The following is a 21,021-nucleotide window of genomic DNA, read 5'->3' as shown; positions in this document are numbered from 1 at the left end:
TGCCGCTAGTGTCGGCGCTCCTTTTCCGCAACACGATATGACATCGGCAGGCCATTGACGGACGTTCTGACAACCGCTTCCCTGATCTCGGAAGAGAGCCGCGCGACGGCCACTCCGATGATGGAGCAATATATCGAGATCAAGGCGAACAATCCCGGTTCGCTGCTGTTTTACCGCATGGGCGATTTTTACGAATTGTTCTTTGACGATGCGGTCGAAGCCTCCCGCGCTCTCGGTATCACGCTGACGAAACGCGGCCAGCATATGGGGCACGATATTCCCATGTGCGGCGTTCCCGTTCACGCGGCGGATGACTATCTGCAGAAGCTCATCCTGCGCGGCTACCGTGTCGCGGTTTGCGAACAGGTCGAAGACCCGGCGGAGGCGAAGAAGCGCGGCTCGAAATCCGTGGTCAAGCGTGATGTGGTGCGGCTCGTCACGCCCGGCACGCTGACCGAAGAAAAGCTGCTGTCGCCGACGGAATCCAACTATCTGATGGCGCTTGCCCGTATTCGCGGCAGTGCCGAGGCGCAGTTCGCGCTTGCCTGGATCGATATTTCCACCGGCGTCTTCCGTCTGGCGGAAACAACGCTGACGCGGCTCCTTGCCGATATCTGGCGCATCGATCCGCGTGAACTGATCGTTGCCGACAGCCTGTTCCACGACGAGGAATTGCGGCCGGTTTTCGATGTGCTGGGTCGCGTCGCGGTGCCGCAGCCGGCCATCCTCTTCGACAGCGCCACGGCGGAAGGGCGCATCGCGCGTTATTTCAACGTCTCGACGCTGGATGGTTTTGGCACGTTTTCGCGGGTGGAAATGGCTGCCGCCGCTGCGGCCGTTGCCTATGTCGAAAAGACCCAGATTGCCGAGCGCCCGCCGCTCGGCGCGCCGGAACGCGAAAGTGCGGCCTCCACGCTCTTTATCGATCCCGCTACCCGCGCCAATCTGGAACTGGTCAAGACGCTGTCGGGCGAAAGGGACGGATCGCTGCTGCATGCGCTTAACCGCACGGTCACGGGCGGCGGAGCGCGGCTTCTGGCCGAGCGGCTGATGTCGCCCTTGACCGATCCCGAAAAGATCAATGCCCGCCTTGATGCCGTGGCCTATCTCATCGATGACGTCGCCCTCTGCGATGGCCTGCGCGACGCGTTGAAACAGGTTGCTGACATGCCGCGTGCGCTCTCCCGTCTTGCGCTGGAGCGCGGCGGCCCGCGCGATCTCGGCGCCATCCGGGAGGGTTTGGTTTCGGCCGAAAAAATTGCGATCATTCTCGATGGCGGGCTGCTGCCGGAGGAGCTGGCGGCGGCTCTCAAGGATTTGAATGCCCTGCCGAGCGGGCTGGAGGCCATGCTCGGATCGATGCTGGCCGATGATCTGCCACTTTTGAAACGCGACGGCGGTTTCCTGCGCGAGGGCGCCAATCCCGAACTCGATGAGGTGCGGGCGCTGCGCGATCAGTCGCGCCGGGTGATTGCCGGACTGCAGCTGCAATATGCCGATGAGACCGGCATCAAGTCGCTCAAGATCAAGCACAACAACGTGCTGGGTTATTTCATCGAGGTGACGGCCGGCAATGCCGATGTGATGACGGCGACCGACGAGGCCAAGGCGCGCTTCATCCACCGCCAGACCATGGCGGGCGCCATGCGCTTCACCACCACCGAGCTTGCCGATCTCGAAAGCCGCATCGCCAATGCCGCGGCCGAGACTCTGACCATGGAGCTGGAGGCCTTCGAGCGGATGGTCAAGGCCGTGGTGCAGCAGGCAGAGGCGATCAAGGCCGGTGCGCTGGCGCTTGCGGTGATCGATGTCGCCTCGAGCCTTGCCCATCTCGCCACCGAACAGGCCTATTGCCGCCCGATCGTCGATGCCTCCATGACCTTCGCGATCACAGGCGGGCGCCACCCGGTGGTCGAACAGGCTTTGCGGCGGCAGTCGGCAGGGCCGTTCATCGCCAATAATTGCGATCTGTCGGCAATTGATGGTGGCAAGAACGGGGCGATCTGGCTTCTCACTGGTCCCAACATGGGTGGTAAATCGACCTTCCTGCGCCAGAATGCGCTGATCGCCATCCTCGCGCAGATCGGCTCCTTCGTTCCGGCGGAGGCCGCCCATATCGGCGTCGTTGATCGGCTGTTTTCCCGCGTTGGCGCATCCGACGATCTGGCGCGCGGCCGCTCCACCTTTATGGTGGAGATGGTGGAAACCGCCGCCATCCTCAATCAGGCGACGGATCGCTCGCTGGTCATTCTGGACGAGATCGGCCGTGGCACGGCGACCTTTGACGGTCTTTCGATCGCCTGGGCGGCGGTTGAGCATCTGCACGAGGTTAATCGTTGCCGCGGCCTCTTCGCCACGCATTTCCACGAACTGACGGTACTTTCGGAAAAACTCGGCCGCCTTTCCAATGCCACGATGCGGGTGAAGGAGTGGGAAGGTGATGTCATCTTCCTGCATGAGGTCGGACCGGGTGCCGCGGATCGTTCTTACGGTATTCAGGTCGCGCGGCTTGCGGGCCTGCCGGCATCGGTGGTGGAGCGCGCCCGTGAGGTACTGACGAAGCTCGAAGATGCCGATCGCAAGAACCCGGCGAGCCAGCTGATCGACGACCTGCCGTTGTTCCAGATTGCCGTGCGCCGCGAGGAAACCCGCAAAGCCGGGCCATCGAAGGTGGAGGAGGCTTTGAAGAGCTTTAACCCGGACGAAATGACACCGCGTGAGGCATTGGACGCGCTCTATGCGTTGAAGAAAGAACTTGGCAAGGCGTGAAGAGATAGAGTGCCTGTCCATCGCCTTTAAAACTCGCTATAGGACACTCCCATCGCAAGCGGTGGGGTCTCCCACAGGACATGGATACCGGCATAGATGGCCATCAAGGACCTGGATTTTTCCGAAATTCTCGATGTCTCGGCGCTGAAGCGCGATTGTGACGTCATCTTCAAGGAAGACGGCAAGCGCATCGCCGATATCAGGTCCGACCTGCTGCCGCTCTTCCGCAAGGCCAGCACGGAAGGCCGGGAAAAGGCGCGGGAACTGCTGAAAACCGATGGCAGCGGCATTGATTGCGCCCGGCGCATCTCCTGGCTTCAGGACCGGCTGATCGAGACGCTTTACGATCTCACCTGCCAATATGTCTATCCGAAGGACGCGCCGCAGATCGCGGTTGCGGCGGTCGGCGGTTACGGCCGCGGCACGCTGGCGCCGGGATCGGATATCGACCTCCTGTTCCTTCTGCCGGCCAAGAACTCGCCTGACATGCACAAGGCCGTGGAGTTCGTGCTCTATCTCCTCTGGGATCTCGGCTTCAAGGTCGGCCACGCCACCCGCACGGTAGATGAATCTATCCGCCTCTCCAAATCCGATATGACGATCCGCACCGCCATTCTGGAAGTGCGGGCGATCTGCGGCAAAAAATCCCTGACTGACGATCTCGAAAAACGCTTCGAGTCGGAAGTCGTCACCGGCACCGGCCCGGAATTCATTGCCGCCAAGCTCGCCGAGCGCGACCAGCGCCACCGCAAGGCCGGCGATACGCGTTATCTGGTGGAGCCGAATGTCAAGGAAGGCAAGGGCGGGTTGCGTGACCTGCATACGCTGTTCTGGATCGCCAAATATTATTACCACGTTCGCGATACCGCCGATCTGGTCAAACTCGGCGTTTTGTCGAGATCGGAACTGAAGCTGTTCGAAAAGGCCGATGATTTTCTCTGGGCTGTCCGCTGCCAGATGCATTTCATCACCGGCAAGGCCGAAGAACGCCTCTCTTTCGACATTCAGCGTGAAATCGCCGATGCGCTGAACTATCAGCCGCGCCCGGGCCTCTCCGCCGTCGAACGTTTCATGAAGCACTATTTCCTCGTTGCGAAGGATGTCGGTGATCTGACCCGCATCGTCTGCGCAGCACTTGAGGACCGTCAGGCGAAGGACGTACCCGGCCTTTCCGGTGTGCTGAGCCGCTTTGCGCACCGTGTCCGCAAGATTCCGGGTTCGGTGGAGTTCGTCGAGGATCGCGGCCGCATCGCGCTCGCCAAACCCGATGTCTTCAAGAATGACCCGGTCAATCTGATCCGGCTCTTTCACATCGCCGATATCAACAATCTCGAACTGCATCCGGATGCGCTGCGTGTCGTCACCCGCTCGCTGTCGCTCATTAATGACGAGCTTCGGGAAAACGAGGAAGCAAACCGGCTTTTCCTGTCGATCCTCACCTCCCGGCGCGATCCGGCGCTGACGCTGCGGCGGATGAACGAGGCCGGGGTACTGGGTAAATTCATTCCCGAATTCGGCAAGATCGTCGCGATGATGCAGTTCAACATGTATCATCACTATACGGTCGACGAGCATCTTATCCGCTCCGTCGGGGTGTTGTCGGAAGTGGACAAGGGAACCGCGGTGGATGCCCATCCGCTCGCCAACCAGCTGATGCCCAGCGTCGAGGAACGCGAGGCGCTTTATGTCGCCGTTCTGTTGCATGATGTGGCAAAGGGTCGGCAGGAGGATCATTCGATTGCCGGTGCGCGGGTTGCCCGCAAGCTCTGCCAGCGTTTCCGTCTCACCGGCAAGCAGACCGAAACGGTCGTTTGGCTGATCGAGCAGCATCTCTTGATGTCCATGGTCGCCCAGACGCGTGACCTGCATGACCGCAAGACCATCACCGATTTCGCCGACAAGGTGCAGTCCATGGAGCGGCTGAAGATGCTGCTGATCCTGACGGTCTGCGATATCCGCGCCGTCGGTCCGGGTGTGTGGAATGGCTGGAAGGGGCAGTTGCTGCGCTCGCTTTATTACGAGACGGAACTGCTTCTGTCAGGCGGCTTTTCGGAAGTCTCCCGCAAGGAACGCGCGCAGATCGCCCGGCAGGCGCTTTACGATGCCCTTGATGACTGGGGCCAGAAGGCGCGGCGCAAATACACCAAGCTGCATTACGAGCCCTATCTGCTGACGGTGGCGCTGGAAGACCAGGTGCGCCACACCCGCTTCATGCGTGAGGCTGACAAGCAGGAAAAGGCGCTGTCGACCATGGTGCGCACCCATTCCTTCCACGCCATCACGGAAATCACCGTTCTGGCGCCCGACCATCCGCGCCTGTTGTCGATCATAACAGGCGCCTGTGCGGCGGCCGGCGCGAATATTGCCGACGCGCAGATTTTCACCACGTCAGATGGGCGGGCGCTGGATACGATCCTGATCAACCGCGAATTCCCGATTGACGAAGATGAGATGCGGCGCGGCAACAATGTCGGCAAGCTCATCGAGGAGGTTCTTTCCGGCAAGCAGCGCCTTCCGGAAATGATCGCCACGCGCACCAAGAGCCGCAAGAAAAAGAGCGCCTTCACCATTCCGCCTTCCGTCACCATCTCCAATGGTCTGTCGAACAAGTTCACCGTCATCGAAGTCGAGTGCCTCGACCGGCCGGGGCTTCTGGCGGATATGACGGCTGTCATCGCCGACCTGTCGCTCGATATTCACTCCGCCCGCATCACCACCTTCGGCGAGAAGGTCATCGACACTTTCTACGTAACGGATCTGTTCGGCCAGAAGGTGACGAATGACAACCGGCAGGCCAGCATTGCGCAGCGCCTGAAGGCCGTGATGAGCGAGCAGGAAGACGAATTGCGTGACCGTATGCCGAACGGCATCATCGCCCACCCAGACGTGGCGGCGCTGCCGGCCGCGCGCACGGCAAAGGCTTGATATCCCCATGAGTCTGATCGGCAAGTTCGCCACCGTTGGCACCGCCACGCTCGGCAGCCGCATCTTCGGCTTTCTGCGCGAGACCCTGATGGCCGCTGCCGTCGGCACCGGGCCGGTGGCCGATGCCTTCAACGCCGCGTTCCGATTTCCCAACACCTTCCGGCGGCTCTTTGCCGAGGGTGCCTTCAATTCGGCTTTCGTGCCGCTTTTCGCCAAGGAAATTGAGGCGAACGGCATGGAGGGCGCAAGGCGTTTTTCCGAAGAGGTCTTCGGCGTCCTCTTCACCGTGCTTCTGGCCCTGACAATCCTGATGGAATTGTCGATGCCGTTCATCGTGCGCACGGTTATTGCACCGGGCTTTCTGGAAGACCCGGTGAAGTTCGAAAACACCGTTCATCTCGCCACCATCATGTTTCCTTATCTCGCCTGCATGTCGCTGGCGGCGATGATGGGCGGCATGCTGAACTCGCTGCATCGTTATTTCGCAGCCGCGATCGCACCTGTCTTCCTCAACATCATCCTCATCGGCGTGCTCGCTTTGGCATGGTGGAAGAATTACGATCCTTTGCAGGTGGGTTATGCCCTTTCCTGGGGGGTGATGGCGGCGGGTCTGGTGCAGCTCGCCATCGTCTGGATCGCCGTGCGCAATGCCGGCATGCGGATCGGTTTCCGCAGGCCGCGGCTGACAAAAAACGTGCAGCGGCTTCTGGTCCTTGCCCTGCCGGCGGCAATCACCGGCGGCATCACCCAGATCAACCTTCTGATCAACACCAATATCGCCTCTGCCGGCGAGGGCGTGATCTCCTCGCTTGCCTATGCCGACCGGATTTACCAGCTGCCGCTCGGCGTCGTTGGCATTGCCGTGGCTACCGTGCTTCTGCCGGAACTCGCGCGCGCTTTGCGCGGTGGGCACATGGTGGAGGCGGGAAGCCTGCAGAACCGCTCGGTCGAATTTGTATTGTTCCTGACCTTGCCTGCGGCGGCCGCCCTTCTTGTCATGGCGGAGCCCATCGTTCGTTTTCTCTATGAGCGCGGCAACTTCTCACCTTCGGCCACCATCACCGTCGCGCAAATCCTCGGCATCTATGGTCTCGGCCTGCCGGCTTTCGTGCTGATCAAGGCCTTCATTCCGGGGTTTTTCGCCCGTGAGGACACGCGCACGCCGATGATTTTCGCGGCGATTTCCGTGGTTGTGAATGTTTCTCTGGCGCTGACGCTATTTCCGCGTCTCGGCGGTCCGGGCATTGCGATTGCCGAAATCACTGCCGGTTGGGTCAATGCAGCTTTGCTGTTCGGCATGCTTTTGTGGCGTGGTCACTGGCATGTGGATATTCCGCTGCTGACGCGCATCCCGCGTTTGCTCCTGGCTGCGGCCCTGATGGCCGGTTTTGTGCATTATGCGTTGACCTGGCTGAGTTTCGAGCTGTCGTCGGCCTCGTCCATCTTCGTCCGGGCAGGGACCATCATGGGCCTCGTCTTCGCGGCCATGCTGGTTTATTTCGTGCTGGCTTTCGTTTCTGGCGGTGCCGATATCGGCATGGTGAAGAGAGCCGTCCGCAAGCGTGGCAAAAAGACCGCCGAGACGGAGGCTAGTTGATGTTCTTTTCTGAAAACCGCCGCATCGCGCTGGTCACGCTTGTCGTGGATGATTACGACAGGGCAAAGGCGTTTTATTGCGATGTTCTCGGCTTCGAGTGCCTCTCCGATCAGCCGCTTGACGACGGCAAAAGGTGGCTGGTGGTCAAGCCGCAAGGCGCCGAGGGTGGTGCCCTGCTGCTCGCCGAGGCGGATGGCGAACAGCAACGGCTTGCCATCGGCAACCAGACCGGCGGGCGTGTCGGATTTTTCCTGCATACCGACGATTTTGCCCGCGACTATGAAACGATGATCGCGCGCGGTGTGCGCTTTCTGGAGGAGCCGCGCCATGAGGTTTACGGTTCCGTCGCGGTCTTCACCGACCCTTACGGAAATCGCTGGGACCTTCTTCAGCCGTGCGGTTGACAGCCCTTGAAACCGCTTGATTGCGAGGGGCTGCGGGTGCATAAGCGCGCGTGCAATTCCAATCACGGGGCGGGGCCCTCCACAAGCCTTTTCGAGGACGACAATGAACGCATTCAAGCCGCTGGTTTTCTCGGGCGTCCAGCCGACCGGCAATCTGCATCTCGGCAATTATCTCGGCGCGATCCGCAAATTCGTGGCGCTGCAGGAAGATAACGACTGCATCTATTGCGTCGTCGATATGCATGCCATCACCGCCCAGCTCGTTCACTCGGACCTGAAGGCGCAGACCCGCTCCATCGCGGCCGCCTTCATCGCAGCCGGCATCGACCCCGTGAAGCATATCGTCTTCAACCAGTCTGCCGTGCCGCAGCATGCGGAACTGGCATGGGTGTTCAACTGCGTGGCGCGCATCGGCTGGATGGAGCGCATGACCCAGTTCAAGGACAAGTCCGGCAAGAATGCCGAACAGGTCTCGCTCGGCCTGCTCGCCTATCCGAGCCTGATGGCCGCCGACATTCTCGTCTACCGCGCCACCCACGTGCCCGTTGGCGATGATCAGAAGCAGCACCTTGAACTCGCCCGCGATATCGCTCAGAAATTCAACATCGATTTCGGCGACCATATCCGCAAGGCGGGCCTCGGGCTCGACATTACGGTGGGCGATGAGCCGGTGCATGCCTATTTCCCGATGGTGGAGCCGTTGATCGGCGGACCGGCGCCGCGCGTCATGTCGCTGAAGGACGGCACCAAGAAAATGTCGAAGTCCGATCCTTCCGACCTGTCACGCATCAACCTCATGGACGATGTCGACGCGATCTCGAAGAAGATCAAGAAGGCAAAGACCGATCCGGATGCGCTGCCGAGCGAAGTTGAAGGCCTGAAGGGTCGTCCCGAAGCCGAAAACCTCGTTGGCATCTATGCTGCCCTTTCCGACAGGACCAAGGCGGACGTTCTTTCCGAGTTCGGCGGACAGCAATTCTCGGCCTTCAAGCCGGCCCTCGTCGAGCTTGCCGTCAATGTGCTGGCACCGGTCAACAACGAGATGCGCCGTCTTCTCGATGATCCGACCCATATCGACGCCATCCTCAGCCAAGGCGGTGAGCGGGCGCGTGCCATTGCCGAAAATACGATGAACGAGGTGCGCGATATCATCGGCTTCCTGCGCTGACAGGTCGCTGCCGCGCGGATGCGGCGGGCGGTTTGCGCCTGCCGTGATTTGATATAATCTCCGCCCGAACCGTCGGGCGGTTTTGCGGATCACGGCGGACTTAGGGAGTGCGGAATGGTTTCAAAACGGCTGTCGCGTCTGGAAGGACATCGCCGCAAGTTTCTTGCTGTTATCGATGATACACCGGAATGCGAAAGGGCCGTGCATTATGCCGGTCGTCGCGCCAAGAACTCCAATGGCGGACTGGTGCTGCTTTACATGATCCCGGAAGGCGATTTCCAGCAATGGCTGGGCGTCGAGCAGATCATGCGGGCCGAAGCGCGCGAGGAGGCGGAAGCCACCCTCGCCAAGATCGCCCAGAAAGTGCGCGAAACCATCGGCATCGAGCCGGAAGCGGTGATCCGCGAAGGCAGCGCCACCGAGCAGATCCACGGGCTGATCGAGGAAGACCGCGATATAGCAATTCTCGTTCTGGCGGCAGGCTCGACGAAGGAAGGACCGGGACCGCTCGTTTCTTCCATCGCCGGACGCGGCGCCGCATTCCCCATTCCCGTCACCGTGCTGCCGGATACGTTGTCGGACGAGGAAATCGACGCGCTCTGCTGATCCGGGTCTCGGACAAGATTTAGGGGCTGACGATTTCTTGAATGTAATTATCATGTCAGGGCTTGAAGTGAAGCTTCGCCGGGCGTATTTTTTGGAAGAATTCTAAATTGCGGGGCGTGAACGGCGACCTCGAAGGAGACAGACGATGTTCATTCAGACGGAAGCCACGCCGAACCCCACGACGCTGAAGTTCCTGCCGGGCAAGGTGGTGCTGGAAAGTGGGACAGTGGAGTTTCTCAACCCTTCGCAGGCACAGGCCTCGCCGCTGGCGGAGCGCCTCTTCACGATTCCGGGCGTTACCGGCGTCTATTTCGGTTTCGATTTCATCACCGTCACCAAGGACGGTGCGGAATGGCAGCATCTGAAGCCCGCCATTCTCGGCTCGATCATGGAGCACTTCATGTCCGGTCGCCCGATCATGGGCACCGCAATCGCGGCGGAAGTGTCGGATGAGGAGGGCGAGTTCTTCGAAGAAGGTGACGAAACCATCGTCGCCACCATCAAGGAATTGCTGGATACCCGCGTTCGCCCCGCTGTGGCGCAGGATGGCGGCGACATCACCTTCCGCGGTTTCCGCGACGGCACGGTGTTCCTGAACATGAAGGGCGCCTGCTCGGGTTGCCCGTCCTCCACCGCCACGCTGAAGCACGGCGTTCAGAATCTGCTTCGCCATTTCGTGCCGGAAGTGCGCGAAGTCGAAGCGGTATGACGTTTTAAGCCAGGCCCCGCCATGATTGTTCTCGCACTCGACACGTCAGGCGTGGATTGTTCCGCCTGCGTTTATGACAGCGCCTCTGACAGGGTGCTCGGTGAGGTCTGTGAAACGATCGGCAAGGGCCATGCCGAAAGGCTGATGGCGGTGATCGACGGTGCCCTGCAGCAGGCGCAATTGCCGCTGCAGGAAATCGAGCGCATCGCGGTGACCATTGGTCCGGGATCCTTCACCGGCATCCGCGTCGGCGTTGCCGCTGCGCGCGGTTTTGCCCTGTCGCTCGGTGTCGAGGCCGTCGGTGTTACCACGTTCGAGACGCTCGCCTTGCATCATCTGCTCGAAAATTCCGGCCGGCCGGTGGCCGTCGGGCTCGATGCGAAACGCGGCGAAACCTATCTCCAGATATTCGGCGCGGATGGATCGCCGCTCAACGAGGCGGCGCTTCTGTCTCTGGAGGACGCCAAAGGTGTTCTCTCCGGCTTTGACGGTGCCGTCATAGGCTCTGCCGCACCGCTGTTTGCAGGAGAGGAAAGCGGGTCCGGGCCGGACCATTTCCCGATTTCCTCCGTCGCCCGTGCTGGCGCGCGCAAGCCGGCAGGCCAACGGAAACCAGCGCCGCTTTATCTGCGCGGGCCGGATGCCCGGCCACAGACCGGTTTTGCGCTGGCACGCCAGGACGTTGCCTGATACGGCATGGCATGAGTGCCTGCGACTGATTCCCGATACCCATGATGCCCGATACCCGCGATGTTTGACGATTACCTGAGCTGGAAACCCTATTTCGAGATCGTCCCGATGCAGCATGAGGATTGCGCCGCGGTGGCGGACCTGCATGCCCTGCGCTTTCCGCGTCCGTGGAATGACGGCGAGTTTTCGGGCCTGCTCACGCAAGGATCGGTTTTTGGCGCCGTCGCCCGCCAGACCAACGCCTTTTTCAGCAAGCCCCTCGGCGGTTTCGTGCTGGCGCGGGAAGTGGCGGGCGAAGCGGAAATCCTCACCGTCGCCGTGGCCGACAAATTCGCGCGCGCCGGTCTCGGCTGGCGCCTGATGCAGTCGGCCATTCGCGAGGCGATGATGCGCGGGGCCGAAACCATGTTCCTCGAGGTCGACAATAACAATACCTCTGCACTGGGGCTCTATAAGAAGCTTGGCTTCAAGACGGTTGCGGAGCGCAAGGCCTATTACACAGCCAAGGATGGAACAAAGTCGACGGCGCTTGTCATGCGCCGCGATCTTCGCTAGTTCCCTGCGACAGGCATTTTTTCGGCGAAAGCCGCAAACCGGAATTCTCAAAAGGCCAGAAGACGTGACAGACCTTTCGAAAACGCTGGAGGAGCTTTGTGCCGAACGCGGCATGCGGATGACGGATCAGCGCCGTGTCATCGCCCGCGTCCTTCAGGAATCAGCCGATCATCCCGATGTCGAGGAGCTTTACCGTCGCTCTTCCGCCGTGGATCCGCGCATCTCGATTTCCACCGTCTATAGAACGGTGAAGCTGTTCGAGGATGCCGGCATCATTGAGCGCCACGATTTTCGCGATGGCCGCTCGCGTTATGAAACCGTGCCCGAGGAACATCACGATCACCTGATCGATCTGAAGAACGGCGTGGTCATCGAATTCCATTCGGCCGAGATCGAGGCCCTTCAGGAAAAGATCGCCCGGGAACATGGCTTCAAGCTCGTGGATCACCGGCTGGAACTATACGGCGTGCCGTTGAAGCCCGGCGAACACTGAGACGCCGGTGAACAAGCGGGCGTTCCCATCATGATGTGGCTGCGGACAGCCTATATTGCGGTCGTTCTTTTGATCGTCACGCTCGTTTTGCTGCCGCTGCAACTCCTGGGGCTCGCCTTCGACTGGCGGCTGCGTCGCCGCATTCCGCGCATTTGGCATCGCATCGCCTGCCATGTGCTCGGCATCCGCGTGCATGTGCATGGGGACGTGGAGCGGGCAAAACCGCTGATGCTGGCGGTCAATCACGCCTCGTGGAAGGATATCCTCGTTCTCGGCAGCATTGCCGACGTGGTGTTCATTGCCAAGACCGAGGTGCGTGACTGGCCGGTTTTCGGCTGGCTCGCCCGGCTGCAGAAAAGCATCTTCGTCCAGCGTGAACAGAAGCGCAGCACGGGCCAGCAGGTGGGTGAGATCGCCAGCCGCATGGCCGATGGCGAGATCGTCGTCCTTTTCCCCGAAGGCACGACCTCGGACGGCAATCGCATGCTGGCCGTCAAATCCTCTCTGTTCGGCGCCGCCTCCACCGCCGCCGAGCAGGTTCCGGGCAAGCTGGTCTACGTGCAGCCGGTCGCCATCGCCTATACGCGGGTGCAGGGCATGGCCATGGGCCGTTACCACCGGATCATTGCCGCCTGGCCGGGCAGCATCACGCTCGTGCCGCATCTGCTCGGTGTCATCAAGGCAGGCGCAATTGACGTCGACGTCACGTTTGGAGAAAGCGTTCCGTTTCACAGCGCTGACAACCGCAAACGCCTTGCGACCGATATTGCCGCTGCCATCCGCTCGATGCTGGCCTTCAGCCTGCGCGGCGGCTGGCGGAAATAGAGCATCGGACCGAAATGTGTGCGCGGTTTTCGAGAAATCCGGTGCGTAAGCTAAACTCAAGAGCAACGTAATTACTCAGTTGCTCTGACATCCTCGCTTTTCCGGCATTTTTCTGTTTAATCTGGCTGTGAAAAACACTAGATAGCCGCCATGACCCAGGAAACGCTTGGCCTCGACGCCCCCCAGATGATCGCCCATGAGGGCTCGAACAGTCGAAAAGTCTTCATCAAGACCTACGGCTGTCAGATGAACGTCTATGATTCCGTCCGCATGAGCGATGCGTTGGCGAAGGATGGTTACGTTCAGACCGAGGACATGGGCGAAGCGGATCTGGTTCTCTTGAACACCTGTCACATCCGCGAAAAGGCGGCGGAAAAGGTTTATTCCGCGCTTGGCCGCCTGCGGGATATGAAGAAGTCACGCGAAGAGCAGGGCCGTGAATTCATGATCGGCGTCGCCGGCTGCGTGGCGCAGGCGGAAGGCGAGGAAATCCTGCGCCGTGCGCCCGCCGTCGATGTCGTCATTGGCCCGCAGACCTATCACCGCCTGCCGGATGCGCTGAAGCGCGTGCGCGGCGGCGAGCGCGTCATCGAGACCGAATATGCGGTCGAGGACAAGTTCGAGCACCTGCCGGTCGCGGAGAAAGCGACACTGCGTTCGCGCGGTGTCACGGCGTTTTTGACGGTGCAGGAAGGCTGCGACAAGTTCTGTACCTTCTGTGTCGTGCCCTATACGCGCGGCTCGGAAGTGTCGCGTCCCGTGCGCCAGATCGTCGACGAAGCGATGAAACTGGTGGATGCCGGCGTGCGCGAGATCACGCTGCTCGGCCAGAACGTCAATGCCTGGCAGGGCGAAGGTCCGAAGGGCGAAAAATGGGGTCTCGCCGAACTGCTCTACAGGCTGGCGGAAATTCCGGGCCTTGCGCGGCTCCGCTACACCACCAGCCACCCGCGCGACATGGACGAGCGCCTGATCGGCGCCCATCGCGATCTGCGCATTCTTATGCCCTATCTGCACCTGCCGGTGCAGTCCGGCTCGGATCGTATTCTGAAAGCGATGAACCGCCGTCATACGGGTGAGGAATATATCCAGCTCATCGAAAAAATCCGCAGCGCCCGCCCTGATATTGCCATGTCGGGGGACTTTATTGTCGGTTTCCCCGGTGAGACCGATCGCGATTTCGAAGATACGATGGCGATGGTCGAGACGGTGAAATACGCGCAGGCCTTCTCGTTCAAATATTCCACCCGCCCCGGCACCCCGGGCGCCGATCTGACCGATCAGGTGGAGGAAGATGTGAAGGCCGAGCGGCTGGAACGATTGCAGGCCCTGTTGCTGCGGCAGCAGAAGGAATTTGCGGAATCGCTGGTCGGAAAAACCATGGATGTGCTGCTGGAAAAGCCTGGCCGCATGCCTGAGCAGTTGATAGGTCGCTCTCCTTGGCTGCAATCCGTGAATCTTGATGCAAAGACGTTGAAAATCGGTGACATTGTTAATGTACGAATCACCGCAACGGGTCCAAACAGCTTGTTTGCCGAGGTGGCAGGGAGTTAGAGTGAGGAGCCGACACTGATTGGGACAGGAGCCTGACCGCTTGAACGCACACGAATTGGTATCAAATTCATCGCGCCAGCCACGCCAAGCCGCGACCGACGCCAATCACTTCGTCCTCACGTTCGAGAATAACAGGATAGCGGGAGAGCTATTCGGTCAGTTCGATCAGAACCTGAAGCTCCTGGAGCAGCGCCTCAATATCGACGCCCGCCCGCGCGGCAATTCCGTCGCCATCACCGGCGATGTCGTGGCTACCAATCAGGCACGCCGCGCGCTGGATTTCCTCTACGAACGTCTGCTCAAGGGCGGAACCGCCGAGGTCTCCGACGTGGAAGGCGCGATCCGCATGGCGATGGCGGCTGATGACCAGCTGACCTTGCCGACGATGGAGCGCAAGGCGAAGATTTCCATGGCGCAGATTTCCACCCGCAAGAAGACCATCGCTGCTCGCACGCCGACGCAGGATGTCTACATGCGGGCGCTGGAGCAGTCCGAACTGGTTTTCGGCGTCGGCCCCGCCGGCACCGGCAAGACCTATCTGGCCGTGGCGCATGCCGCACAGCTTCTGGAACGTGGCGCGGTCGACCGCATCATCCTCTCGCGCCCCGCCGTCGAAGCGGGCGAGCGTCTGGGCTTCCTGCCGGGCGACATGAAGGAAAAGGTCGATCCTTACCTTCGTCCGCTCTACGATGCGCTTTATGACATGATGCCGGGCGACAAGGTGGAGCGCGCCATTCAGGCGGGCGTCATCGAAATCGCGCCGCTGGCCTTCATGCGCGGTCGTACCCTTGCCAACGCCGCCGTCATTCTGGACGAAGCCCAGAATACCACGACCATGCAGATGAAGATGTTCCTCACCCGTCTTGGTGAGAATGGCCGCATGATCGTGACCGGTGACCCGAGCCAGGTGGACCTGCCGCGTGGCGTGAAATCCGGTCTTGTCGAAGCCCTGCAAATCCTTACCGATGTCGAAGGCGTATCCGTCGTGCGCTTCAAGGATGTCGATGTCGTCCGCCATCCAATGGTGGCGCGCATCGTCCGGGCTTACGAATCCCACACGGCCGTGCCGGATGAAAGCCTCGTGAAGGGCAACTGACGTAAGAAAATGACAGCTCTGGATATTCAAATCAGCGTCGAGGCCGAAGGCTGGTCCTCGGAAGAGGACTTGGCTGCCTTTGCCACAAAGGTCTTGGATGCGGCGGTGGATTTTCTGAAGCGGGAAGAGGAACAACCCTTTCCGAAAATGCCGGTCGAACTGTCGCTGGTCTTCACCGATGACGAAAATATCCGGGAAATCAATGCCGAATGGCGCGACAAGGACAAGGCGACCAATGTCTTGTCTTTCCCCGCTTTTCCGCTGGAACCGGGCGGAATGCCGGGCCCGATGCTGGGCGATATCGTCATCGCCCGCGAGACGGTTGAACGCGAGGCCCTTGAACTTGAGAAGAGTTTCGGGGATCATCTGACCCATCTTCTCGTTCATGGGTTCCTGCATTTGTTTGGTTATGACCACATGGACGAGGAAGAAGCGGAAGAAATGGAGTCGCTTGAGACTCGCATTTTGGCGGTGCTTGGCCTATCTGATCCCTACGCGGGTCAGGAACCGCTTTAAATATTGTCTGGAGCCATGAACGAACATTCTGCACGACCTGCCAATGAGGGCAGAGAAAACGGCGAGCAGTCCTCTTCGGAGGAGGGCAGTAGTCACTTACGCCAGGACTACAATGCCAAACCGAAATCGACCATCTGGTCGCGTATCGCACGGTTGCTGAAACCATCCCAGGGCGAACGCCTGCGCGAGGATCTGACCGACGCGCTGATGGCCGACACCGAAATCGGTGCCGCCTTTTCGCCCGAAGAACGGGCGATGCTGAACAATATCCTGCGTTTCCGCGAGGTCCGGGTCGAAGATATCATGATCCCGCGGGTCGATATCGACGGCCTTGATGAGAATATGACGATCGGCGATGCGCTGATCCTCTTCGAGGAAACCGGGCGTTCCCGTATGCCGGTTTATGACGAGACGCTGGATAATCCGAAGGGCATGATCCACATTCGCGATCTTCTGGCCTATGTCGCCAAGCAGGCGCGTAACAAACGCCGGGCGGGATCGCGCAGCGTTGCTTATGGCGAGGCGAAAGCGCCCCGTTCGCCACGGCCGAATTTTGATCTGGCGCGGGTGGATCTTGAGCAGACGGTCGCCGCTGCCGGGCTGGTGCGTAAAATTCTCTTCGCACCGCCCTCCATGCTGGCCTCCGACCTGTTGAAGACCATGCAGGCCCAGAGAACCCAGCTTGCGCTGGTGATTGACGAATATGGCGGCACCGACGGTCTCGTCAGCCACGAGGATATCGTCGAGATGGTCGTGGGCGATATCGATGACGAGCATGACAAGGACGAGGCGATGTTCTCCCGTCTTTCCGCCGATGTGCTCATGGCGGATGCGCGCGCGGAACTCACCGAACTTGCCGAGGCGATCGGGCCGGAATTCGATGTTCGTGAACATCTGGAGGAAATCGATACGCTCGGCGGTCTCATCTTCTTTGCGCTCGGCCGCATTCCGGCCAAGGGCGAGGTGGTTCGGGCCGTACCCGGTTTCGAGTTCCAAATCCTCGATGCGGATAGCCGGCGCATCAAGGGCGTCCGTATCGTCCGGGATCATGGCTCCGAAGGCGAAGATGATCGCGCTCCGGGCGAGGCGGGTGGTAATGAAGTGATTGCGCTGCCCGCGCCGGATGTGCGCCTTCTCACGCACCAGCAGAACGCCGACTAAGGAAGGGCGACGGGGTTTCCCCCGTCGCGTCCACCTTTTGGCATATCAATCCAGCAGTGATGAATGCCGTGTTCGGCGTCGAAAAGAACACATGGCGCTTCGGTGGCCATGCCTCCTGTGGACTGCGAATCTTTTTTCCTTTACGTCGGGTCTGAGGGGAAATTCCGTGGCGCGGCCTTGCCGGGAGCGGGCTTTTCCGGTCGCGCATAAACGGAGATGGCATGGAGCGTCTTGCAGGCAGGGTAATGCTGGCCGGCGGCATGAGCCGCGCAGTGATGGCGATTGCTGCGGGTGCGGTCGGAGCACTCGCTTTGCCTCCTTTCGGCTTTTTTGCAGCGCTGTTTTTCTCTTTCACACTGCTTGTCTGGCTCGTGGATGGCTGCACGGGAAAGCCCGGTGGCGGTCTCTTCAGCCGCATCCTGCCGGCTTTCGGCATCGGCTGGTGCTTCGGGCTCGGTTATTTCGTCGCGGGCCTGTGGTGGCTCGGCAATGCTCTCCTGCTGGAAGCGGATGAATTTGCCTGGGCGCTGCCGCTTGCCATCCTCGGCCTGCCCGCCTTCCTGGCGCTGTTTTACGGCTTCGCCGTCGCTGCCGCCAATCTTCTCTGGTCGGATGGCCTTGGCCGCATAGCGGCGCTTGCTGCGGCCTTCGGCTTTTCGGAATGGCTGCGCAGTTTCCTCGCGACCGGCTTTCCCTGGAACGCCATTGGTTATGGCATCATGCCCATCCCGATCATGATGCAGTCGGCGCATCTGCTCGGTCTTTTCAGCATTACGACGCTCGCAGTTTTCATCTTCGCCTCGCCGGCGCTGATCGGTACGAAAAAAGGCATGGCACCGGGGCTGGCGCTGGCGGGTCTGCTGCTGGCCGCCCACTTCGGTTATGGCTTCTACCGCCTGCAGACACCAGCGGAGATACCGGCTGACGCCCTGACCGTCCGCATTGTGCAGCCCTCCATCGATCAATCCCGCAAGATGCTGAATGCCGACCGCACGGAGATTTTCGCAGAGCATCTGCGGTTGTCGGCCCTGCCGCCGGGCGAAGGGAAAAAACGCCCCGACATTATCGTCTGGCCGGAAACCTCCGTACCGTTCATCCTGACGCAGAACCCGGATGCGCTCGCGGAAATCGCCAGAACACTCGAGGATGGCCAGGTGCTGTTCACCGGCGCCGTCAGGATGGAGGATCAGGGAGCCGGCCGGCCGCCGCGTTATTACAATTCCGTCTATGCGATCGACAGCCAGGGCGAGATCATCGGTGCGACTGACAAGGTGCATCTCACTCCCTTTGGCGAATATGTCCCCTTTGAAGGCATCCTGCGGGAATTCGGCATCGACAATGTCATTGCCCTGCCGGGCGGGTTTTCCGCCGCCTCGTCGCGCACGCCGCTCACGCTTCCTTCGGGCAAGACCTTTTATCCCCTGATCTGTTACGAGATCATTTTCCCGGGCGAGATGACGCCGGGTCTTCAGGGATCGGCGGCGATCCTCAATGTGACGAATGACGGCTGGTTTGGCGATACCCCCGGTCCCTACCAGCATTTTCTGCAGGCGAGGGTGCGCGCCGTCGAGACGGGCGTGCCGGTGATTCGCGGTGCCAATACCGGAATTTCCGCCGTCATAGACCCCTATGGCCGCATTATTGCCGGGCTGGACTATGGTCGGGTGGGAATTGTTGACGCCACTTTGAGTGGTGGGTCTAATGACGCATTTACTTACGACACACATCGGACGTATTTCTGGTTGATTTTTTCAATCTTGATGATCGTTGCGGTATTTCCCGCCTTGAGTTTCGCTCGGCGCCAGAATTGACCGGGAACCCCTGTAATTGCATAGTGAATACGTCAGTCGTAAAACAAGTTTAGACGCTGTCGAATTGCCGACTCATTTCTTCGAATAGTAATGAAGCGAGATATCAACCCTTTCCGAGTGTCAGGACCGCATGATGACCGAGAATAAGAAAAAGCCTAACCCCATCGACATTCATGTCGGAAGCCGAATTCGCCTTCGTAGAACCATGCTCGGAATGAGCCAGGAGAAGCTGGGTGAAAGCCTCGGAATTACCTTTCAGCAAATCCAGAAATATGAAAAAGGCACGAACCGCGTCGGCGCCAGCCGCCTCCAGAATATTTCCGCGATCCTCAATGTGCCCGTTTCCTTTTTTTTCGAAGATGCGCCCGGCGATCAGGCTGGCGGCACAACCGGCATGGCCGAAGCTTCGAGTTCCAACTACGTGGTCGATTTTCTGTCCTCGGCTGAAGGTTTGCAGCTGAACCGGGCATTCGTGAAGATCGCAGACCCGAAGGTTCGCCGCCGCCTCGTCGACCTTGTCAAGGCGCTCGCCGCCGAAGGCGACGCCGAGTAAGCGCAGCCTCCGCCACGCAAAAATTTCCGGCACGGGATGCCGGGCACTCAACGGTCCGCAAGGACCGTTTTTTTGTGCCGGATTAGAAAGGAATTCTCACATAAAGATATATTTATGTGGTTGTGTCCTTGTTTTTCGCGGCCGAAATGACTAACAAACTCGAAGACCGTTCTTTGAGGGGAATCCCGCATGCGTGCCAATTACCTGTTCACCAGCGAGTCCGTGGCCGAGGGTCATCCGGACAAGGTTTGTGATCGTATTTCCGATGAAATCGTGGATCTTATCTATCGCGAAGCAGCCAAGACGGGTGTTGACCCCTGGACCGTACGCATCGCCTGCGAAACGCTGGCGACAACCAACCGCGTCGTTATCGCCGGTGAGGTTCGGGTTCCCGACACGCTTCTGAAGAAGGACAAGGACGGCAAGGTCGTCAAGGACGCCGCCGGCCATCCGGTCATCAATCCTTCCAAGTTCAAGTCCGCCGCCCGCAAGGCGATCCGCGACATCGGCTACGAGCAGGATGGTTTCCACTGGAAGACCGCCAAGATCGACGTTCTGCTGCATCCCCAGTCCGCGGATATCGCGCAGGGCGTGGACAGCGCCTCCGACAAGCAGGGCGACGAGGGTGCCGGCGACCAGGGCATCATGTTCGGTTACGCCTGCAAGGAAACCCCGGACCTCATGCCGGCGCCGATCTATTATTCCCATCGCATCCTGCAGCTTCTCGCCACCGCCCGTAAGAGCGGCGAAGGCGAAGCGGCGAAACTCGGCCCCGACGCCAAGAGCCAGGTGACCGTTCGTTACGTCGACGGCAAGGCTTCGGAAGCCGTGTCCATCGTCCTGTCCACGCAGCACCTCGATGCAAGCTGGGATTCGAAGAAGGTTCGTGCCGTTGTCGAACCTTATATCCGCGAAGCTCTGGGTGACCTGAAGATCGCTGACGATTGCCAGTGGTACATCAACCCGACGGGCAAGTTCGTCATCGGCGGTCCTGACGGCGATGCCGGTCTGACCGGCCGCAAGATCATCGTCGACACCTATGGCGGTGCCGCTCCCCATGGCGGTGGCGCATTCTCCGGCAAGGACACGACCAAGGTCGACCGTTCCGCCGCTTATGCCGCCCGCTACCTCGCCAAGAACGTCGTGGCTGCCGGCCTTGCAGAGCGCTGCACGATCCAGATCTCCTACGCGATCGGCATCGCCCAGCCTTTGTCGATCTATGTCGATCTGCATGGCACCGGCAAGGTCAGCGAAGATCAGGTCGAGGCGGCGATCCGCAAGGTCATGGACCTGTCGCCCTCGGGCATTCGTCGCCATCTCGATCTCAACAAGCCGATCTATGCCAAGACGTCTTCCTACGGCCATTTCGGCCGCAAGGCCGGCCGCGATGGCTCCTTCTCCTGGGAGAAGCTCGATCTGGTGAAGCCGCTCAAGGAAGCTTTGAGCGCCTGAAGCATTTCCAGTAAAAGTGCGTAGCGGTTTTACGTCCGGAAATGCGTCAACTGGATATCGCGCTTGTTATTCGGCGGCAATTGAGAGATACCGTCTGCACCTTTGTAACCCGCACAGTGCCTCATCTGGCGCTGTGC

The 21,021-nt window shown here is 60.2% G+C and carries 18 protein-coding genes; all 18 read left to right on the top strand.

Annotation, left to right across the window (positions count from 1 at the left end):
- The first annotated feature begins 54 nt into the window (after positions 1–54).
- A complete protein-coding gene (gene mutS / locus ACIQUH_RS21615; protein ID WP_400818781.1) occupies positions 55–2,769 on the top strand; it encodes a DNA mismatch repair protein MutS in 2,715 nt (904 codons plus the stop codon).
- Between the two features lie 96 nt (positions 2,770–2,865).
- The gene (locus ACIQUH_RS21610) at positions 2,866–5,694 is read left to right on the top strand and encodes a [protein-PII] uridylyltransferase (RefSeq protein ID WP_400818779.1); all 2,829 of its coding nucleotides are present in this window, start codon (positions 2,866–2,868) and stop codon (positions 5,692–5,694) included.
- 7 nt (positions 5,695–5,701) lie between these two features.
- Positions 5,702–7,291 carry a murein biosynthesis integral membrane protein MurJ gene (murJ, locus tag ACIQUH_RS21605; RefSeq protein WP_400818777.1) on the top strand — a complete coding sequence of 530 codons (1,590 nt, stop codon included), beginning with the start codon at positions 5,702–5,704 and terminating at the stop codon, positions 7,289–7,291.
- Positions 7,291–7,695 (top strand): VOC family protein, encoded by a 405-nt coding sequence (locus ACIQUH_RS21600; protein WP_400818775.1) that lies wholly within the window; start codon positions 7,291–7,293, stop codon positions 7,693–7,695. The genes murJ and ACIQUH_RS21600 overlap by 1 nt, the downstream gene beginning before the upstream one ends.
- Before the next feature lie 103 nt (positions 7,696–7,798).
- Complete coding sequence (gene trpS, locus ACIQUH_RS21595) at positions 7,799–8,863, top strand: tryptophan--tRNA ligase (protein ID WP_400818772.1); 1,065 nt, start codon at positions 7,799–7,801, stop codon at positions 8,861–8,863.
- Between the two features lie 114 nt (positions 8,864–8,977).
- Positions 8,978–9,469 (top strand): universal stress protein, encoded by a 492-nt coding sequence (locus ACIQUH_RS21590; RefSeq protein ID WP_003503758.1) that lies wholly within the window; start codon positions 8,978–8,980, stop codon positions 9,467–9,469.
- 145 nt (positions 9,470–9,614) lie between these two features.
- Positions 9,615–10,178, top strand: coding sequence for a NifU family protein (locus tag ACIQUH_RS21585; protein ID WP_400818768.1), 564 nt, complete (start codon positions 9,615–9,617; stop codon positions 10,176–10,178).
- A 21-nt stretch (positions 10,179–10,199) separates the two neighbouring features.
- Entirely contained in the window at positions 10,200–10,868 is a 669-nt protein-coding gene (gene tsaB, locus ACIQUH_RS21580; protein ID WP_400818766.1) for a tRNA (adenosine(37)-N6)-threonylcarbamoyltransferase complex dimerization subunit type 1 TsaB, read from the top strand.
- Positions 10,869–10,928: 60 nt separating this feature from the next.
- Complete coding sequence (locus tag ACIQUH_RS21575) at positions 10,929–11,423, top strand: GNAT family N-acetyltransferase (protein ID WP_400818764.1); 495 nt, start codon at positions 10,929–10,931, stop codon at positions 11,421–11,423.
- A 64-nt stretch (positions 11,424–11,487) separates the two neighbouring features.
- Positions 11,488–11,916 (top strand): Fur family transcriptional regulator, encoded by a 429-nt coding sequence (locus ACIQUH_RS21570; RefSeq protein WP_003503749.1) that lies wholly within the window; start codon positions 11,488–11,490, stop codon positions 11,914–11,916.
- A gap of 30 nt (positions 11,917–11,946) precedes the next feature.
- Positions 11,947–12,741, top strand: a complete 795-nt coding sequence (locus ACIQUH_RS21565; RefSeq protein ID WP_400818762.1) for a lysophospholipid acyltransferase family protein — start codon at positions 11,947–11,949, stop codon at positions 12,739–12,741.
- 150 nt (positions 12,742–12,891) lie between these two features.
- Positions 12,892–14,295 carry a tRNA (N6-isopentenyl adenosine(37)-C2)-methylthiotransferase MiaB gene (miaB, locus tag ACIQUH_RS21560; protein WP_400818760.1) on the top strand — a complete coding sequence of 468 codons (1,404 nt, stop codon included), beginning with the start codon at positions 12,892–12,894 and terminating at the stop codon, positions 14,293–14,295.
- Positions 14,296–14,335: 40 nt separating this feature from the next.
- Positions 14,336–15,391, top strand: coding sequence for a PhoH family protein (locus ACIQUH_RS21555; RefSeq protein WP_400818757.1), 1,056 nt, complete (start codon positions 14,336–14,338; stop codon positions 15,389–15,391).
- A 9-nt stretch (positions 15,392–15,400) separates the two neighbouring features.
- Positions 15,401–15,907: an rRNA maturation RNase YbeY gene (gene ybeY / locus ACIQUH_RS21550; RefSeq protein WP_400818754.1), complete on the top strand. Its 507-nt coding sequence runs from the start codon at positions 15,401–15,403 to the stop codon at positions 15,905–15,907.
- A 15-nt stretch (positions 15,908–15,922) separates the two neighbouring features.
- A complete protein-coding gene (locus ACIQUH_RS21545) occupies positions 15,923–17,068 on the top strand; it encodes a hemolysin family protein (RefSeq protein ID WP_400818753.1) in 1,146 nt (381 codons plus the stop codon).
- Between the two features lie 221 nt (positions 17,069–17,289).
- Complete coding sequence (gene lnt, locus ACIQUH_RS21540; RefSeq protein WP_400818752.1) at positions 17,290–18,879, top strand: apolipoprotein N-acyltransferase; 1,590 nt, start codon at positions 17,290–17,292, stop codon at positions 18,877–18,879.
- A 133-nt stretch (positions 18,880–19,012) separates the two neighbouring features.
- Positions 19,013–19,432, top strand: a complete 420-nt coding sequence (locus tag ACIQUH_RS21535) for a helix-turn-helix domain-containing protein (protein ID WP_400818750.1) — start codon at positions 19,013–19,015, stop codon at positions 19,430–19,432.
- A gap of 189 nt (positions 19,433–19,621) precedes the next feature.
- On the top strand, positions 19,622–20,884 hold the full coding sequence (gene metK, locus ACIQUH_RS21530) for a methionine adenosyltransferase (RefSeq protein WP_400818747.1): 1,263 nt from the start codon (positions 19,622–19,624) through the stop codon (positions 20,882–20,884).
- The last annotated feature ends 137 nt before the right edge of the window (positions 20,885–21,021 follow it).

Origin of the sequence: Agrobacterium sp. NPDC090283 (assembly GCF_044769685.1) — a bacterium.
Classification (GTDB): domain Bacteria; phylum Pseudomonadota; class Alphaproteobacteria; order Rhizobiales; family Rhizobiaceae; genus Agrobacterium.
This window is presented reverse-complemented; position numbering and strand designations above follow the sequence as displayed.

What these genes read in the sequence shown, in the direction of transcription:
- ACIQUH_RS21610 (WP_400818779.1), top strand. Translation starts at nt 2,866, where the DNA reads ATGGCCATCAAGGACCTGGATTTTTCCGAAATTCTCGATGTCTCGGCG.
- murJ (WP_400818777.1), top strand. Translation starts at nt 5,702, where the DNA reads ATGAGTCTGATCGGCAAGTTCGCCACCGTTGGCACCGCCACGCTCGGC.
- ACIQUH_RS21600 (WP_400818775.1), top strand. Translation starts at nt 7,291, where the DNA reads ATGTTCTTTTCTGAAAACCGCCGCATCGCGCTGGTCACGCTTGTCGTG.
- trpS (WP_400818772.1), top strand. Translation starts at nt 7,799, where the DNA reads ATGAACGCATTCAAGCCGCTGGTTTTCTCGGGCGTCCAGCCGACCGGC.
- ACIQUH_RS21590 (WP_003503758.1), top strand. Translation starts at nt 8,978, where the DNA reads ATGGTTTCAAAACGGCTGTCGCGTCTGGAAGGACATCGCCGCAAGTTT.
- ACIQUH_RS21585 (WP_400818768.1), top strand. Translation starts at nt 9,615, where the DNA reads ATGTTCATTCAGACGGAAGCCACGCCGAACCCCACGACGCTGAAGTTC.
- tsaB (WP_400818766.1), top strand. Translation starts at nt 10,200, where the DNA reads ATGATTGTTCTCGCACTCGACACGTCAGGCGTGGATTGTTCCGCCTGC.
- ACIQUH_RS21575 (WP_400818764.1), top strand. Translation starts at nt 10,929, where the DNA reads ATGTTTGACGATTACCTGAGCTGGAAACCCTATTTCGAGATCGTCCCG.
- ACIQUH_RS21565 (WP_400818762.1), top strand. Translation starts at nt 11,947, where the DNA reads ATGATGTGGCTGCGGACAGCCTATATTGCGGTCGTTCTTTTGATCGTC.
- miaB (WP_400818760.1), top strand. Translation starts at nt 12,892, where the DNA reads ATGACCCAGGAAACGCTTGGCCTCGACGCCCCCCAGATGATCGCCCAT.
- ybeY (WP_400818754.1), top strand. Translation starts at nt 15,401, where the DNA reads ATGACAGCTCTGGATATTCAAATCAGCGTCGAGGCCGAAGGCTGGTCC.
- ACIQUH_RS21545 (WP_400818753.1), top strand. Translation starts at nt 15,923, where the DNA reads ATGAACGAACATTCTGCACGACCTGCCAATGAGGGCAGAGAAAACGGC.
- lnt (WP_400818752.1), top strand. Translation starts at nt 17,290, where the DNA reads ATGGAGCGTCTTGCAGGCAGGGTAATGCTGGCCGGCGGCATGAGCCGC.
- ACIQUH_RS21535 (WP_400818750.1), top strand. Translation starts at nt 19,013, where the DNA reads ATGACCGAGAATAAGAAAAAGCCTAACCCCATCGACATTCATGTCGGA.
- metK (WP_400818747.1), top strand. Translation starts at nt 19,622, where the DNA reads ATGCGTGCCAATTACCTGTTCACCAGCGAGTCCGTGGCCGAGGGTCAT.